This is a genomic window from Ostreibacterium oceani, from assembly GCF_009362845.1.
Lineage (GTDB): Bacteria > Pseudomonadota > Gammaproteobacteria > Cardiobacteriales > Ostreibacteriaceae > Ostreibacterium > Ostreibacterium oceani.
The window spans coordinates 97962-113545 of sequence record NZ_WHNW01000002.1 but is presented as its reverse complement, the minus strand read 5'-3'; the positions used below and the strand labels follow the sequence as shown (position 1 = coordinate 113545).

Annotated in this window: 10 protein-coding genes; 1 reads left to right on the top strand and 9 read right to left on the bottom strand. The window is 46.9% G+C overall.

The features are described from left to right. The 7 genes from trxB to carA form a co-directional block, all read right to left on the bottom strand. On the bottom strand, positions 1-954 hold the full coding sequence (gene trxB, locus GCU85_RS02065; protein WP_152808855.1) for a thioredoxin-disulfide reductase: 954 nt from the start codon (positions 952-954) through the stop codon (positions 1-3). A 205-nt stretch (positions 955-1159) separates the two neighbouring features. Beyond that, entirely contained in the window at positions 1160-3064 is a 1905-nt protein-coding gene (htpG, locus tag GCU85_RS02060; RefSeq protein ID WP_152808853.1) for a molecular chaperone HtpG, read from the bottom strand. A 239-nt stretch (positions 3065-3303) separates the two neighbouring features. Next, positions 3304-4776: a DUF945 family protein gene (locus GCU85_RS02055; protein ID WP_218110477.1), complete on the bottom strand. Its 1473-nt coding sequence runs from the start codon at positions 4774-4776 to the stop codon at positions 3304-3306. 132 nt (positions 4777-4908) lie between these two features. Next, entirely contained in the window at positions 4909-5913 is a 1005-nt protein-coding gene (locus tag GCU85_RS02050) for a class 1 fructose-bisphosphatase (RefSeq protein ID WP_328592779.1), read from the bottom strand. A gap of 46 nt (positions 5914-5959) precedes the next feature. Continuing rightward, a complete protein-coding gene (greA, locus tag GCU85_RS02045) occupies positions 5960-6439 on the bottom strand; it encodes a transcription elongation factor GreA (RefSeq protein WP_152808849.1) in 480 nt (159 codons plus the stop codon). 18 nt (positions 6440-6457) lie between these two features. After that, positions 6458-9676 carry a carbamoyl-phosphate synthase large subunit gene (gene carB, locus GCU85_RS02040; RefSeq protein WP_152808846.1) on the bottom strand — a complete coding sequence of 1073 codons (3219 nt, stop codon included), beginning with the start codon at positions 9674-9676 and terminating at the stop codon, positions 6458-6460. 28 nt (positions 9677-9704) lie between these two features. After that, entirely contained in the window at positions 9705-10838 is a 1134-nt protein-coding gene (carA, locus tag GCU85_RS02035; protein ID WP_328592782.1) for a glutamine-hydrolyzing carbamoyl-phosphate synthase small subunit, read from the bottom strand. Between the two features lie 303 nt (positions 10839-11141). Between carA and GCU85_RS02030 the strand changes: the two genes are divergently transcribed. Beyond that, a complete protein-coding gene (locus tag GCU85_RS02030; protein WP_152808843.1) occupies positions 11142-12482 on the top strand; it encodes an FAD-dependent oxidoreductase in 1341 nt (446 codons plus the stop codon). Here the strand turns inward: GCU85_RS02030 and GCU85_RS02025 are convergent. Further along, a complete protein-coding gene (locus GCU85_RS02025; protein ID WP_152808841.1) occupies positions 12439-14319 on the bottom strand; it encodes a lysophospholipid acyltransferase family protein in 1881 nt (626 codons plus the stop codon). The genes GCU85_RS02030 and GCU85_RS02025 overlap by 44 nt on opposite strands. Before the next feature lie 163 nt (positions 14320-14482). After that, complete coding sequence (dinB, locus tag GCU85_RS02020) at positions 14483-15550, bottom strand: DNA polymerase IV (protein ID WP_152808839.1); 1068 nt, start codon at positions 15548-15550, stop codon at positions 14483-14485. Positions 15551-15584: the final 34 nt, after the last annotated feature.

Sequence of the window (15584 nt, the reverse complement as noted above, 5' to 3'; positions counted from 1 at the left end):
TCAGTCTGCCTGATTGCGTAAAAAATGATCGGCATCGAGTGCGGCCATGCAGCCAGCGCCAGCTGAGGTGATGGCTTGGCGATAGACTTGGTCGGTGACATCGCCTGCGGCAAATACGCCAGGGACGCTGGTTTGGGTGGCGTTGGCACTTTGCCCTGATTTGACGCGGATATAACCATTATCCATCGCCAATTGGTCGGCGAATAGGTCGGTGTTAGGCTTGTGGCCAATCGCAATAAATACACCGTCCACTGTGAGTAGTTGCGTATTCGCCTCATCGCTAGATTTGACGCGAATTTGGGTGACGCCTTGGTTATCGCCGATGACTTCGTCAAGGGTGTGGTTTAAGATAAGCTCGATATTGCCTTTGTCGACTTTTTGCATCAGGTGGTCAATCATAATGGCCTCGGCGCGAAAGGTGTCGCGGCGGTGAATGAGATAGACTTTTTCACAGAGATTCGATAGGTATAGTGCTTCTTCTACTGCCGTGTTACCGCCGCCGACGACTGCAACTGGCTTGTTACGGTAGAAAAAACCATCACACGTTGCACAAGCAGAAACCCCACGGCCTTTGAATTGGGTTTCTGAAGGTAGCCCTAAATATTTGGCGCTAGCGCCCGTTGCAATAATCAGTGCATCGCAGGTATACGTGTCGTTACCAAAAAGCGTAAAAGGACGTGTTGATAAATCAACTTGGTTAATATAATCGTTGAAAATTTTGGTATTAAACCGTTCAGCATGGGCTTGCATACGCTGCATTAATTCAGGACCTTGAACGCCCTCGGCATCTCCTGGCCAATTATCGACTTCGGTGGTAGTCGTTAGTTGTCCACCTGGCTCTAAACCCGTAATGACGGCTGGCGCATTATTTGCCCGTGCGGCGTACACAGCAGCAGTATAGCCTGCTGGCCCCGAGCCTAAGATAATGACGCGGTGATGGATGGTGTCACTCATAGTGTTTTCCCCGATTGATGAATAGAATTTAATTGAATAAATAAAACTGCCGAACAGTGTAGCAAAAAAAGATGAAGGAAATAAGACATTATCCGCAAAATTCAACCGACATCATTTGGGTGCGGGTGTGCGACCAGTTAATGCGATCAGTTAATGCGATCAGCTAGCGGGCAAGTGAATGCCCGCTAGTGAATGGATTATGTCGTTATTCGCCTGCTAATAATAAGCCGTTCATTTTGCTAATGAAGGTGGCGGCATCATCAAGGTTACCATTTTCAGCCAGTAGCGCCTGGTCAAATAATACCGTAACCCAATCAGCAAACTGCGATTCAGATACGGTGGACAGCTGTTGAATCAAAGGATGGTCGGTGTTGATTTCAAAAATATAGCGCTGTTTAGGTACCGCTTGACCAGCCGCTTTCATAATGCGCTGCATTTGGTTAGATAGCGCTCCTGATTCGAGTACCACGCAAGTCGGTGTTTTGGTGAGGCGCTTGCTGATGCGAACGTCCACGACGTGATCGCCTAAGGTGGTTTTTATGTTTTCAATGAGTGTTTGATACTGGTCTTTGTCGCTATCGCTATCGTCTGTCTCATCCGATTCTGTTTGAAATAATTCACCGCTGATATCGGTTTGGTTGATGGCTTCGAATGGTTTGCCTTCAAATTCGTGCAATTGCCCCATCATCCATTCATCGATAGGTTCCCACATGAGTAAGACTTCGATTCCATTTTTAGCAAAAATTTCCAAATGCGGGCTATGTTTTGCCGCCGTTTGAGAGTCAGCAATGAGGTAGTAAATTTTTTCTTGTTTTTCGGGCATGCGTGCCACGTAATCGGCGAGGGCGGTTGTTGGATTGCCCGTTTCATCTTGGGTAGAGGCAAAGCGCAGTAATTTGAATAGATTTTCCCGATTGGCAAAGTCTTCACCGATGCCTTCTTTGAGTGTGTTGCCAAATTCTTGCCAAAAATTGGCGTATTTTTCATTGTCCTCAGCGAGCCTGCCCATCATGTCCAGTGCGCGTTTGGTACAGGCTTTGCGTAAGGATTGTGTGACAGCACCGTCTTGTAAGATTTCTCGTGAGACATTGAGCGGTAAATCATTAGAATCAATCACGCCTTTGATAAATCTTAGGTAATGCGGCAAAAACTGCTCGGCATCATCCATAATAAAGACGCGTTGTACGAATAACTTTAGCCCCCGTTTGCTGTCGCGTTGAAATAAGTCAAATGGAGCTTTCTGCGGCACAAAAAGCAACGACGTGTATTCGAGTTTGCCTTCGACTTTATTGTGTGTCCACGTGGCGGCATCTTGGAAATCGTGGCTGATATGTTTGTAAAATGTTTGGTATTCCTCATCGCTGATATCGGATTTGTTGCGTAGCCAGAGTGCCTTGGCGCGATTGATTTGCTCAAATTTCCCTGCTTGGGCGGCAACGGTAATATTGCCATCTTCGTCTTTTTCTTCAGCAATGGCATCTTGCCATAGCTCGACTGGTACACTGATGTGATCGGAATATTTTGTGATGATTTGCTGTAACTGCCAGCGATTGGTGAATTGGGTTTCGCTAGATTTGAGATGAAGTACGATGTCTGTTCCGCGACTGGCTTTGTCGCTGGTGCTGATTTCAAAATCGCTATGGCCGTCAGACACCCATTGGTGTGCTTCGCTTTCACCAGCTTTTCGAGTGTTGACAGTGACTTTGTCGGCAACAATAAATGCAGAATAAAACCCAACCCCAAATTGTCCAATTAACTCAGAGTCTTTGCCTGCATCGCCTGAGAGTTGTTCAAAAAATGCCTTGGTGCCCGATTTGGCGATAGTGCCAAGGTTGTCAATTAGTTCTTGCCGATTCATGCCAATACCATTATCGCTAATGGTTAGTGTGTTAGCGGTTTCATCGAAGCGAATTTGGATTTTTAGGTCGCTGTCATTTTCGTAGAGATTATTATCGGAAAGCGCAACGAATTTAAGTTTATCGATGGCATCGGATGCGTTGGAGATGAGTTCTCGCAAGAATATTTCTTTGTTTGAGTAGAGTGAATGTGTAACAAGATGGAGTAATTGACTGACTTCGGTTTGAAATCCCATTTTTTCGGTTGTTGACATAGTAACGCTGCTCCTATTGGTTAGGTAATAGTGATTAATTAATTGATTAATGGATTATTGCCTATAAATAGGGTGTCTTTAATCGATTTCAAGTCCTGTTGGTGTTTTAACGGTAGACGTTTTTATCGCAGACGGTTTCATTGCAGATGGTTTCAGTGTAGCAGTACTAAACAGATTAACTCGCACAAAAAAAGCCCGCATGCGCGGGCTAAATTCACATCAGCTGATAAAAAGGTAGCTTATAGCGGTAACGGTTTACCGTTAAGCGTTGCCTGGCCGTCTTTGAGGACAGCTTCAAAGGTATAGTCGGTCTCAGTCTCATTCACATATTCACCCATAAACAACTGCAGCATGCTAGTTAACTCGGTGGCATCGCTGAGTGATTTGGCGATGTTTGCCTTGGCATTGGCGTTTATGATACCCGTATCACCACGCTTAAGTGCGGCAATCAAGTCGTTGACGCTTGCTGATTTACCTGATTCATTAAGCGCGAAATCCGCATCCATTGCCGCCTTGCCTTGGTCAGTCTGAATATCGAATGCTAACATCGTTTGTGTATCGCTTTGTTGGATGGCTGGTAATAACTGACCTTCTAGAACAGCTAGTGCCTCAGCCTCTGCATTGGCGCTGTTCTCAATCTGGTACATTATAGGTAGTAGTGTGTCAAAGTAGGTGTTTATCGCGCTATTGGCGAGGCGATTCATTTGAAAATCCATTGACGCTGATTGCAATAAAACGGGTAGTGGTAATGCAATGCCATTCTCAGTGGCGTTGGCTTTGACGTTGTATTTAATGTCAACGTGATTGTCACCGTTTTGATAAATACCACCCGTAAAATCGAGGCTGCTTAATTTTATCTCGGTCATTTGTCCAGTCATCGGATCAGGTACTTTTATGCTGATATCTTTAATGCTGGCTTCACCATTGTTAAGCGGGACGCTCAGCCCGTCAATCGATTGATAGTTGCCAGTGGAAATCATTTTCTCTGCGCGAATGCCGCCTGTGCCATCAATGGCTGCAATTTCGATAGAAAGTGGACCTGTGCTTACTTGGTAATCGCCATTTTCAGACAGGTTAAAGCTACCTTCGATAGGCGAGAGAATAAAGGTGTTGTTATCTTCGTTTACCGTCAAGGTTCTGACAGCAAAATCGCCCGATGCATTCGCGCGGTTAAAAAATGAGGTATCGATATTCACCGTTGCCCCCGCGAAATTCATTTGGCTACCACTGTCTTTAAATGATAGTGGTGTCACGGTGTAAACCTCATGGACGTTACCCAGTAGGTCAATAAACTGCTCTAGGGTAAAGGTGTTTTCATCAATAACGGCTGGCAAATCGGTAAACTGGGATAGATCAGGTTTGGTGACGAGTTTGCCAAAACCATAGCTTTTGCCATTATGGCTGATTTCACCGCGTTGGATTTCGGTATTGAGCGGTAGGCTAAATTTCTGCCCCATGGCAAGGCTGATATCCAGCTGGCTACGAATCTCGGTATCTTTGACTTCATTAATGGTAATGGTCGCTGTCGTGATTTCGGGCGATTGCGCTAGTGATTTAATTGAAATGGGTTTGTTGGTGTTGTTTTCTAGAAAGGTTTTTGCTTGTTTTTCAAATTGATTACCGACGGAGTCGCTAATTTTCCCTTTAAAAAGAAACGCAGCAGCAGCAATTATAATGATGCCAGCAACGGCGATAATACCAATTTTTTTCATAGAGTTAAGTCCTGTTTTATGGCTAAAGTATTTTTGAATAATTGTCAATGTGTTGTCAATGTGTTGTCGACGGTCGAGATGACAGATTGCCGATTGTAACATATTTGGCAGATTTCTAAACACCGCTGGCGGTTAATCTGTTTTTTTCAGTGCCGCTTGGTGTAATGCCTCGATATAGTCGACTTCGGCTTTGCTACCCAAAATGGCAGGAACACGCTGGTGAAGCTCGGTTGGGATGATATCTAGGATATTTTCAGTGCCCGTTGTGGCGCGTCCACCCGCTTGTTCGAATAAATAACTCATGGGGCTGACTTCGTATAGCAAACGGAGCTTGGCAGGTTTTGCTGGGTCTCGATTATCGGCGGGATACATAAAGACACCGCCTTTTTCCAGCGCTTTGTGTGAATCCGCAATCATGCAGCCCATCCAGCGCATGTTGTAATTTTTGGCCAATTCATCTTGGTCACCTGCTAGACATAAATCGATATATTGCTGCATGGGCTTTTCCCAAAATCGATAGTTTGAAAGATTAATCGAAAAACTGGCGCTGTCGGGAATGCGGATATTTTCTTTGGTAAGAAAAAATTCACCAATGCTGCGGTCAAAGGTAAAGCGCTGGACGCCATGACCCAGTGTTAACACTAGCATGGTGCAAGCACCATATAACGCATAGCCCGCAGCAATTTGTTCGCTGCCTGGGCGTAAAAAGTCTCGATTGTGGGGCGCATCCGAACGATCATAAGGCAGCACCGAAAAAATCGTGCCAATCGGCATATTAATGTCGATGTTGGCTGAGCCATCTAGGGGGTCAAATGCGCAGAGGTATTTGCCCTTGGGGTAGCGTGCGGGGATGTGGTAGATGTTTTCCATCTCCTCAGACGCAAGCCCCGCCCAGTTACCAGACCACGCGAGCATATCCAGCATGATTTGGTTAGATAGAATATCCAATTGTTGCTGTGATTCGCCTTGCACATTGGTTTCACCCGCATCCCCATGGATGCCAACTAATGCGCCACGACCGACTAAGTCTGATATGCGGGCGCACGCTTTGGCGATGTCCTCTATCGCTAACCGCAGCCCTTTGTGCTCAGGGTTATCGCGTTCGAACTCGAGTAAGTATTGGCTAAGTGTTTTCACGGGCGAATCAGGTAATGGTTATCGCGCATTATAGGCATTATAGGTATTATACATATTTGACGGATAAGATTTCAAAGGATTTCGTGCCACTTGGAGTTTCTATTTCGACAACATCCCCTTCTTCATTACCAATCAATGCACGTGCGATGGGCGTGTTGTAAGCCAGTAGCCCTTGATTAACATTGGCCTCGTCTTGTCCGACAATTTTATACGTCATGGTCTTTTCATCATCGAGATTTTCGATGACAACCGTCGTGCCGAAGACGACTTTGCCATTTTGGGGCAAGATGGTGACATCAATGATTTGTGCCAAGCTTAGTTTGTATTCGATGTCTTTGATTTGCGCTTCCACCAATCCTTGTTCCTCACGGGCGGCGTGGTATTCGGCGTTTTCTTTTAAGTCGCCGTGCGCGCGCGCTTCGGCAATGGCATTAATTACGCGGGGTCGTTCGACCGCTTTCAGCCTATCGAGCTCTGCGCGTAACGCCTCTGCACCTTTTGTTGTCATGGGATATTTTTCTTGCATAATACATTGTGCTCCTTGTCAGTCTGATGAAAATGAATGCAAATCTTGTATTTTATTGACCTTGTCAAGGTTCTCAGCCGCGAGTGCAAAAGCAATCGCGCGGGCGCCAGCCATGGTGGTGGTATAGAGAACTTTGTTCATAATGGCTTCACGGCGAATTTCATACGAGTCGGTAATCGCTTGGGCACCTTGCGTTGTGTTGATGACAAAAGCAATTTCCCCGTTTTTGATAGAATCAACAATGTTTGGGCGACCTTCTGCGAGTTTATTGACGCGAGTGCAAGGGATATTTTGCTCGCACAGCGTATGATAAGTGCCGTGTGTAGCGACAATATGAAAGCCCAATTCTTGGATGCTTTTGGCAATCGGTATCAATTTGGTCTTGTCTTCGTTACGTACACTAATAAATACGGTGTCGCCTTTTTCAGGTAGCTTTTCTCCTGCGCCTAAAATGGCCCTGGCGTAAGCTTTGGCAAAACTGGTGCCAACCCCCATCACTTCGCCAGTGGATTTCATTTCAGGGCCGAGCAAGGGGTCGACATCAGGGAATTTGATAAACGGAAAAACGGCTTCTTTGACAGAGAAATGCCCTGGCGTTTTGATTTTTGTGATACCAATGTCGGCGAGTGATTCACCTGCCATAACACGTGCGCCGATTTTGGCAAGCGGTTTGCCAACGGCTTTGGATACATAAGGCAAAGTGCGCGATGCACGTGGATTGACTTCTAATACATAGATGGTGTCTTCTTTGACGGCAAATTGGACGTTCATTGCACCAACCACGCCAATTTCTAAGGCCATGGCTTTGACTTGTTCGCTCATTTGTTCTTGCAGGGTGAGCGATAAAGAGTACGGCGGCAATGAACAAGCGGAGTCTCCCGAATGCACGCCTGCTTCTTCGATATGCTCCATAATGCCACCGATTAAGACTTGCTGTCCGTCACAAATCGCATCGATATCGACTTCGATAGCGTCGTTTAAAAAGCGGTCTAACAAAATGGGCAGGCTGGCAGCATTGCGAATGGCTGTTTCCATATAACGTGCTAGACTGGTTTCGTCATAGACAATTTCCATTGCCCGACCGCCCAAAACATAAGATGGTCGTACCACCAACGGATAGCCAATGTCGTGGGCTGCGGTTTTGGCGTCTTCGACAGAACTGGCAATGCGATTAGGCGGTTGTTTAAGCCCTAGTTTGCTAAGCATTTGTTGAAAACGTTCACGGTCTTCTGCCATGTCGATAGCGTCAGGACTAGTGCCGATAATGGGCACACCTGCTTGTTCTAGTGCTTTGGCAAGCTTTAACGGGGTCTGACCGCCATACTGAACAATGACACCAACTGGGTTTTCAATGCGTACAATTTCTAATACGTCTTCTAGTGTGAGTGGTTCAAAATATAGGCGATTAGATGTGTCGTAATCGGTTGACACCGTCTCTGGGTTGCAGTTAACCATAATGGTCTCAAAGCCTGCTTGGCGTAGGGCTAACGAGGCATGTACGCAGCAGTAATCAAATTCGATGCCTTGCCCTATACGGTTTGGCCCGCCACCTAGGATTAAGATTTTTTTGTTTTGCGTTGGGTTGGCTTCGCATTCCTCTTCGTAGGTTGCATAGAGATAAGCCGTACTGGTTGCGAACTCAGCTGCACAGGTATCGACGCGCTTATAGACTGGATGCAGTCTTAATTGATGGCGTAGTGTGGTTATTTCTTGTTGGCTGACATGACACAAAGTCGCCAAGCGGCTGTCCGAAAACCCATGGCGTTTGTAAGTTAAGAAAGTTGCTTTGTCAGCAAGCGATTCTATGCCCGACTCACTGATGTCGTTTTCTAAATGAATGAGCAGATCAAGCTGTGCTAAAAACCACGGGTCGATACTGGTGATTTCGTGTAATTGCTGGATGGTATAGCCTTGGCGCATGGCATCAGCAACGTAAAAAATCCGTTCTGGGCTGGGGTTGCCAATTTCATTGCGCAGGGCATCGCCAGTCAATTGCTCACGCGGCTCGTCAAGCCCCGATACATCGGTTTCTAAGCTTCTGAGTGCTTTTTGTAACGACTCAGTCATCGTTCTGCCAATCGCCATGACTTCGCCGACAGAGCGCATTTGTGTCGTTAGACGGTTGGTAGTCTGTGGGAATTTTTCAAAATTAAATCGTGGTATTTTGGTGACGACGTAATCGATGCTTGGCTCGAATGAGGCAGGCGTTTGTCCACCTGTGATTTCGTTTTTGAGCTCATCTAGTGTAAATCCGACCGCAAGTTTGGCGGCGATTTTGGCGATGGGGAACCCCGTGGCCTTAGAAGCCAGCGCAGAAGAGCGCGAAACGCGAGGGTTCATTTCGATAACAATCAGACGGCCATCGGTTGGGTTGACGGCGAATTGCACATTAGAGCCACCTGTTTCGACCCCGATTTTGCGCAAAATAGCGATAGAGGCATCGCGCATGAGCTGGTATTCTTTATCCGTTAAGGTTTGTGCAGGGGCAACGGTGATTGAGTCGCCTGTATGCACACCCATTGGATCGAAATTCTCTATGGCGCAGACAATAATGGCATTGTCGGCTTTGTCGCGAACGACTTCCATTTCGTATTCTTTCCAGCCGAGCAAGGACTCTTCGAGTAAAATTTCTGTGGTCGGCGATAATTCAAGCCCGTGCTCGACAATTCGAATAAATTCTTCTTGGTTGTAAGCAATCCCACCGCCAGCGCCGCCTAACGTAAACGAAGGACGCATCACAATCGGAAAGCCGAATTGTTTTTGCACGGTCAGCGCCTCAGATAAGCTGTGAACAACGGCGGATTTTGCCGAGCCCAAGCCGATCTCAGTCATCGCGGTTTTAAATAAATCACGATCTTCAGCCGTGTTAATCGCATCGACTGAGGCGCCGATAAGCTGTACGTTGTACTCAGCTAACACGTTGTGTTTGGCTAAATCTAATGCGCAGTTTAGTGCGGTTTGTCCGCCCATTGTTGGGAGGATGGCATCAGGGCGTTCTGCTTTGATGACTTCACGTAAAGTCTGCCAGCGGATGGGTTCGATGTAGGTCGCATCGGCCATGTCGGGATCCGTCATGATCGTCGCAGGGTTAGAATTAACCAAGATGACGCGGTATCCTTCTTCGCGTAGTGCTTTGCAGGCTTGAGCGCCTGAATAGTCAAATTCACACGCTTGCCCAATGACGATTGGACCTGCGCCGATGATTAGGATGCTCTGAATGTCAGTACGTTTTGGCATGATTTTTATCTGTTTAGGCTACAAAGGGTTAAGAGTGATGCGCTTGCATTAACGCAATAAAGTGGTCAAATAGGGCGTCGATATCCTGCGGGCCTGGGCTTGCTTCGGGGTGGCCTTGAAAACCAAACGCTGGCGAGTTAGTTAACTCGATACCCTGTAAGCTGCCATCAAATAACGAACGGTGTGTGACATTAACCGTCTCTGGCAGGGTTTTTTCATCAACGGCAAAGCCGTGATTTTGGCTGGTGATATAAACACGGTTATCACGGGTGTCTTTGACGGGATGGTTAGCGCCGTGGTGACCGAATTTCATTTTTTGTGTTTGGGCGCCAACCGCAAGCGACAGAATTTGCATGCCCAAACAGATGCCGAACAAGGGGGTCTTGTTGTCAATAAACGTTTTGGCGGCATCAATTGCATATTGACACGGCGCTGGGTCGCCAGGGCCGTTGGATAAGAAAATGCCATCGGGACGCAGTGCCATCACATCCGCAGCAGAAGTCTTTGCAGGGACGACCGTTATTTTACAGCCGCGTGACGCGAGTTTGCGCAAAATGTTGTGTTTAATGCCAAAGTCATAGGCAACGACATGAAATTGAGTGCTGCTGCGCTTGGGGTAGTCATTGCTAGCAAGTTCCCACTCTTTACCATCTAGCCATTCGTAAGGCTGTTGGGTGCTGACTTGTTGCGCTAAATCCGTGTTTTTTAGTCCGCCAAACCCTTGCGCTAGTGCAATGGCTTTGTCGACATCGATATCGCCAGCCATGATGCAGCCATTTTGCGCGCCGTTATCGCGTAACATTCTGGTGAGCTTGCGGGTGTCAATATCAGCAATAGCGACCACACGATGGTGCACTAAAAAATCAGACAAGGGTTGCTCTGCACGCCATGAGCTGGTCGTAATCGACGCATCGCGGACAACCAAGCCCGTTGCGTGGGTCGTATTGGCCTCTGAGTCTAGTGGATTTGTCCCAACGTTACCGATGTGGGGGTAAGTTAGGGTGATAATTTGCTGGGCATAGGACGGGTCGGTGAGGATTTCTTGGTAACCCGTCATTGATGTGTTAAAAACGACTTCCCCGACACGATGGCCTTTTGCGCCAATGGACGTTCCCTTAAATACAGTTCCGTTTGCAAGTGCTAGTATAGCGGTATTTTTTATTTTATTCAATGGATTAACCCTGCATTTCACGTTTGCACATTGGTTCGGTATTATAACTGAAATGACACCTAAACGCTATCGATAATTGTGTAAATTCATTAAAAGTATGACACGATTTTTTTGCTATGTGTTGTAGTTATATGAGCACTTCGGGCGTATAATAGGACAAGGTGTAGGGCTAGGTAATCTGTTTAGTTTTTTTAGGTAGCGACGGTTAACTATTTAGGCATTTTAGCTTAGTTGTGCCGATGGTTTAACATTGTGCGATGAAAGTACTCAAAACGAACGAATGAATCAAATAAAATGAACCTAATAGACAAAGGAAATAGCGGCGATGTCATCGTTATTGGCGGTGGCATCATCGGCGTTGCATCCGCTTATTATTTGGCTGAGCAAGGCTATCGAGTGACCGTATTGGAGAAAAATCAGTTAGGGTGTGGGGCGTCCCATGGCAACGCTGCTTCTTATGGTAATGCAGGATGGCTGTCGCATGGATTCTCTATTCCTATGGCGGCGCCTGGTGTACCATTGCAAGGGCTTAAATGGCTGTTTGAACGCGATGCCCCCTTACGTATCAAGCCGCGCTTAGACCCAGCGCTACTGCGTTGGTTATGGCAGTTCGGACGGGCCTGCAACCAAACGCAAGTGGAGCAAGCCATCCCGTTACTATTAGCGATGGGTAAAAAAACAATCGAACGACTAGAAGCGTTGCATCAACAACATGCGGTAGCTGTTGATTTTGCGTATAAAGGACGCATAAGCTTATTTATGGATGCCAAAGCCTACGCGGCAGAACGTGATACGGCGAGGCGTTTAAGCCGTTATGGCGTCACCGTTGAAGCCTTAACCCCGCAACAAATTCGAGAAAGGCTACCGCAGGTAAATCCTGCTGTTCAATACGGGCTTTATTGTCCGCATTATGCGCAGGTTAATCCAGTTAAGTTACTTAAGACATTGGTTGAATTGGCACAGAAACTGGGCGTGACATTTATGCGTGATTGTCAAGTGCTAGGGTTTAAAACTAGGCACCAACGGATTAATCAGATTATTACCTCGCAAGGCGATATCCAAGCGCACACGGTGGTGCTTGCAGGTGGTGCATGGTCGGGGCAGATTGCCCAACAGTTGGGTATTCATCTACCCATACAGCCTGCCAAGGGCTATAGCGTGACACTAGCACGTAACCCGCAGGACGTTGATTTGCCCTTGCTACTCGCGGAAAAGCATATCGCAGTCACCCCAATGGGGCAATGGCTTCGGCTAACCAGTCATTATGAGCTGGCAGGGTTTGATGCCACGCTAGATTCGCGCCGAATTGATGCGATTGTACAGGGTGCTGCACAGTATTTTACCTTGAGTCATCCAGTGACACGTATTCAAGATTGGTGTGGTTTTCGCCCCGCAACGCCTGATGATTTGCCATTAATTGGTCGCAGTAGCCGATTTGATAACGTAGTGATTGCAACTGGGCATGGCAGCTTGGGAATGACCAATAGCCTTGCAACGGCGGAGCGGGTGACGCAATTAATTGACGGTAATAGTGGCGCTTCGTCCGATAGTCAGGATAGTTTGGGTAGCTTGGATGTGGATTGGTCATTGCTCAATCCCGAGCGATTTGCTCATACTGGCGGGTTATGTCGGTAGGGGTTATGTCGGTAGATAACGGCATGATGGATGGTTGCGGTCGGAGATGCGCTTCGTGATATCCTGCGAGATACCCTTCTTCATACCCTGCGAGGTAGCGTTTGTGCTTGCTGGGTTTGATGTGATGTAAATCGACAATAACAAACCCGTCAACGCAGCCATTAAAGCGATCATCAACACCAAAATCGGTAAATACAACGCCTTTGGCCTCACAAAGCGCGGCGTAATGTTTGAATAGAGTCGGCACGACCAAATGCATTTCTCGCAGGTGATTTTTCATGTGGATATAGGCAGCGTCTCTGGTTTGATTAGCAAATAGTCGGTCAAAGTGTTGTTGGCTCTCAGCACTTAATCGGTAGGGATTTTTTGATTGGATATCAAATTGTCTTCGCGGGTAATAGTGGCGGTAATAGGCCACCAAATAATCGATCGCAGTGCTTGGATAGCTGGCGCTAATGCTCACCGTGCCAAATAAATAGCGAATGTCGGGATGTTTGGCACAATAGGCGCCGATGCCTTGCCAAAGGTTGTCCAAGCTACGCGTGCCCCAGTATTTTGGTTGGACAAAACTGCGCCCCAACTCTAATCCATTTGCTAACCAATTTAAATCACCATGAAAATCAAATAAACTGCTGGTGTAAAGTGCCGAAATATCAATGCGCGTTGCGGTGGTGTTCGTTGTTTTGCTTGTTGCGTTGCTTGTTGCGTTTGCGAGGCAGTTTTTAGTCGGAAAAACACGGTAAGCCCCCATGATTTCTAAGTCATGGTCATTCCAAATAATCAAATGTTGGTAGTTGGCATCATAATGATCTAGGTCACGGCGTTTTTGCGAGCCTTCTCCGACTTGTCTAAAGGTCATCTCGCGAAGTCGTCCTAGCTCTCTCAATAAGGGGGAATTTTTCTGTGGCTCATAAAGTAGTATGGTATTTTCATTGCTGTCTTGCCCCAGTGTTTGACAATGATTGATAGAAAGGCGCAAGTCCTTGCGCCTTTCTGGGTGTGCGACTGGGTCGGGTAATTGAAAGAGTCCTTTGCTGTTTTTTGCCAGTTTATAAACGTGCTTACGGACCATGGTGATAATCTGCTTGTCGTTAAATGGGAGTTGAGTGAGTAAGTCAATGGGCAATGCTGAGCCAACACGCAGTGTAATGACTTTTTTGCGTTGATGCCACATTTGGCGGGGGAGTAAAATCATGGCTAACTGGCGGTTGATTTTCGCCCATAAATAAAACCAAAAGGTATTTTTCCCCTGAATATAAACGGGCACGATAGGGGCGTTAGCACGTTTGGCAAAATGGTAAAATCCTTTGTGCCAAGCGCCATCGCGTATTCGTGTCCAGCGCGTCCGAGAGACTTCACCTGCAGGGAAAATAATGACCGCCATTTCTTCGGTGAGTGCGTCATGAATAGCACTCATGCGCCCAGCTGCGTGGCGGGTTTTGAAGTTATTGACGGGGAGTAAATACGGACTTAGCGCGTCAAACGTTGATAGCATGTCGTTGGCAAGGATTTTGACATCAGGACGAACCTGACAAACCCAATGCAATAACGCCAAACTATCCAATGCGCCCAATGGATGGTTGGCAACAATTACGCAACGTCCAGCGCTAGGCAAACAAGACTTGTCGCGTTCGCTTACTTGGTAGCTAAATTGAAAATAATCTAATATGGCATCAATAAAATCAAACCCTTTTAGGTGCTGAGATTCGCGCAAAAATTGGTTGATTTCTGTTTGCTTGATGATTTTTTTCAGGGCATAGGCGGCTGCGTTGATTAGCCAGGTGTTGTGCCATTTTTCTGGAATTTTACTGTGCAGTAGTTGTTTTACATCAATCATTGTTACCGTTGCCGTTGCGTCAATTATGACTATTGAAGCCACTATAGCAATGAATGATGACACTTTTATGATAGTTGATAGAGATAATAAAGGTCGTAGCAAACCTCATAGCAAAGCGCAAAGAAATCATTGTGCCGAAATAACCGCGCGGGCAGGCTGGGGGCTAGGAAAATAAACGTAATTGTTTTGTTTGGTGGGCGACGTGGGTCGATAAAAAATTAGAAAAACTCACGCCCAATAGGCGCACGGGTTGCAGGATGGGTTGGCGAGTTAGTAGGTGCTGGGCAATGATATGGGCAGATTGTTGCGAGTCTATTCCTGCGGGCTCGGTCAAGCGGCGAGTGTGTAGGGAAAAATCTTGGTATTTGATTTTAATGGTTAGTGTTTTAGGGGTGAGTTGGTGCTTGGCTAAACTAGTCCAAGTGGTATTTAACAAATGGCTTAATTCCTGTGCTAACTGCGTCGGCGCGGTTAAATCGTTGGCAAAGGTGGTTTCGCTACCATAGGATTTGCGTATCCGCTCGGCACGCACTTCGCGATTGTCTTTGCCTTGCGCTAACTCGTAGTAAAACCGTGCATTTTTGCCCAGCAATTGGGTTAGGGCATCTAGGCTTGCGTGACGTAAATCAAACCCCGTTTTTATCGCGAGTTGTTGGAGTTTTTTTTCGGTTGCAGGGCCAATGCCATGAAATTTTCCGATGGGCATCTGGTCGATGATTTGTCTGGCATTGGCTGGGGTGATGGTGTAAATGCCATTTGGTTTGTTGACGTTGGAGGCATACTTGGCTAAAAATTTACAATACGATACGCCCGCCGATGCGGTGAGTTGTGTTTCTTCGCTGATGGTATTTAGGATAGCCTGTGCAACCCGTGTTGCAGAGCCTGAAAAATCATCGTTGTGGGTGACGTCTAGGTAAGCTTCGTCAATGGATATCGGCTCAATCAAGTCACTAAATCGGGCAAAAATGTCACGAATTTGCATGGCAACACGGCGATATTCGGCGATATTCGATGGCACAACAATCAGCGCAGGACAGCGTTTGATTGCCGTTGCCATTGGCATGGCGGAATGCACGCCAAACGCACGGGCTTCGTAGCTCGCTGTTGCGACCACGCCCCGCTTTTTTGGGTCGCCACCGACGGCGATGGGTTGACCGTGTAGGGCAGGTTGGTTGCGTTGTTCTACCGAGGCAAAAAAAGCATCCATGTCAATGTGAATGATTTTTCGCATGCAAAATGCGCCTTGCGTGGTTTAGCGTCGCGTT

Bases quoted from the DNA above. Each gene is read 5' to 3' on its own strand.
- trxB (WP_152808855.1), bottom strand. From the start codon at position 954: ATGAGTGACACCATCCATCACCGCGTCATTATCTTAGGCTCGGGGCCA.
- htpG (WP_152808853.1), bottom strand. From the start codon at position 3,064: ATGTCAACAACCGAAAAAATGGGATTTCAAACCGAAGTCAGTCAATTA.
- GCU85_RS02055 (WP_218110477.1), bottom strand. From the start codon at position 4,776: ATGAAAAAAATTGGTATTATCGCCGTTGCTGGCATCATTATAATTGCT.
- greA (WP_152808849.1), bottom strand. From the start codon at position 6,439: ATGCAAGAAAAATATCCCATGACAACAAAAGGTGCAGAGGCGTTACGC.
- carB (WP_152808846.1), bottom strand. From the start codon at position 9,676: ATGCCAAAACGTACTGACATTCAGAGCATCCTAATCATCGGCGCAGGT.
- GCU85_RS02030 (WP_152808843.1), top strand. From the start codon at position 11,142: ATGAACCTAATAGACAAAGGAAATAGCGGCGATGTCATCGTTATTGGC.
- GCU85_RS02025 (WP_152808841.1), bottom strand. From the start codon at position 14,319: ATGATTGATGTAAAACAACTACTGCACAGTAAAATTCCAGAAAAATGG.
- dinB (WP_152808839.1), bottom strand. From the start codon at position 15,550: ATGCGAAAAATCATTCACATTGACATGGATGCTTTTTTTGCCTCGGTA.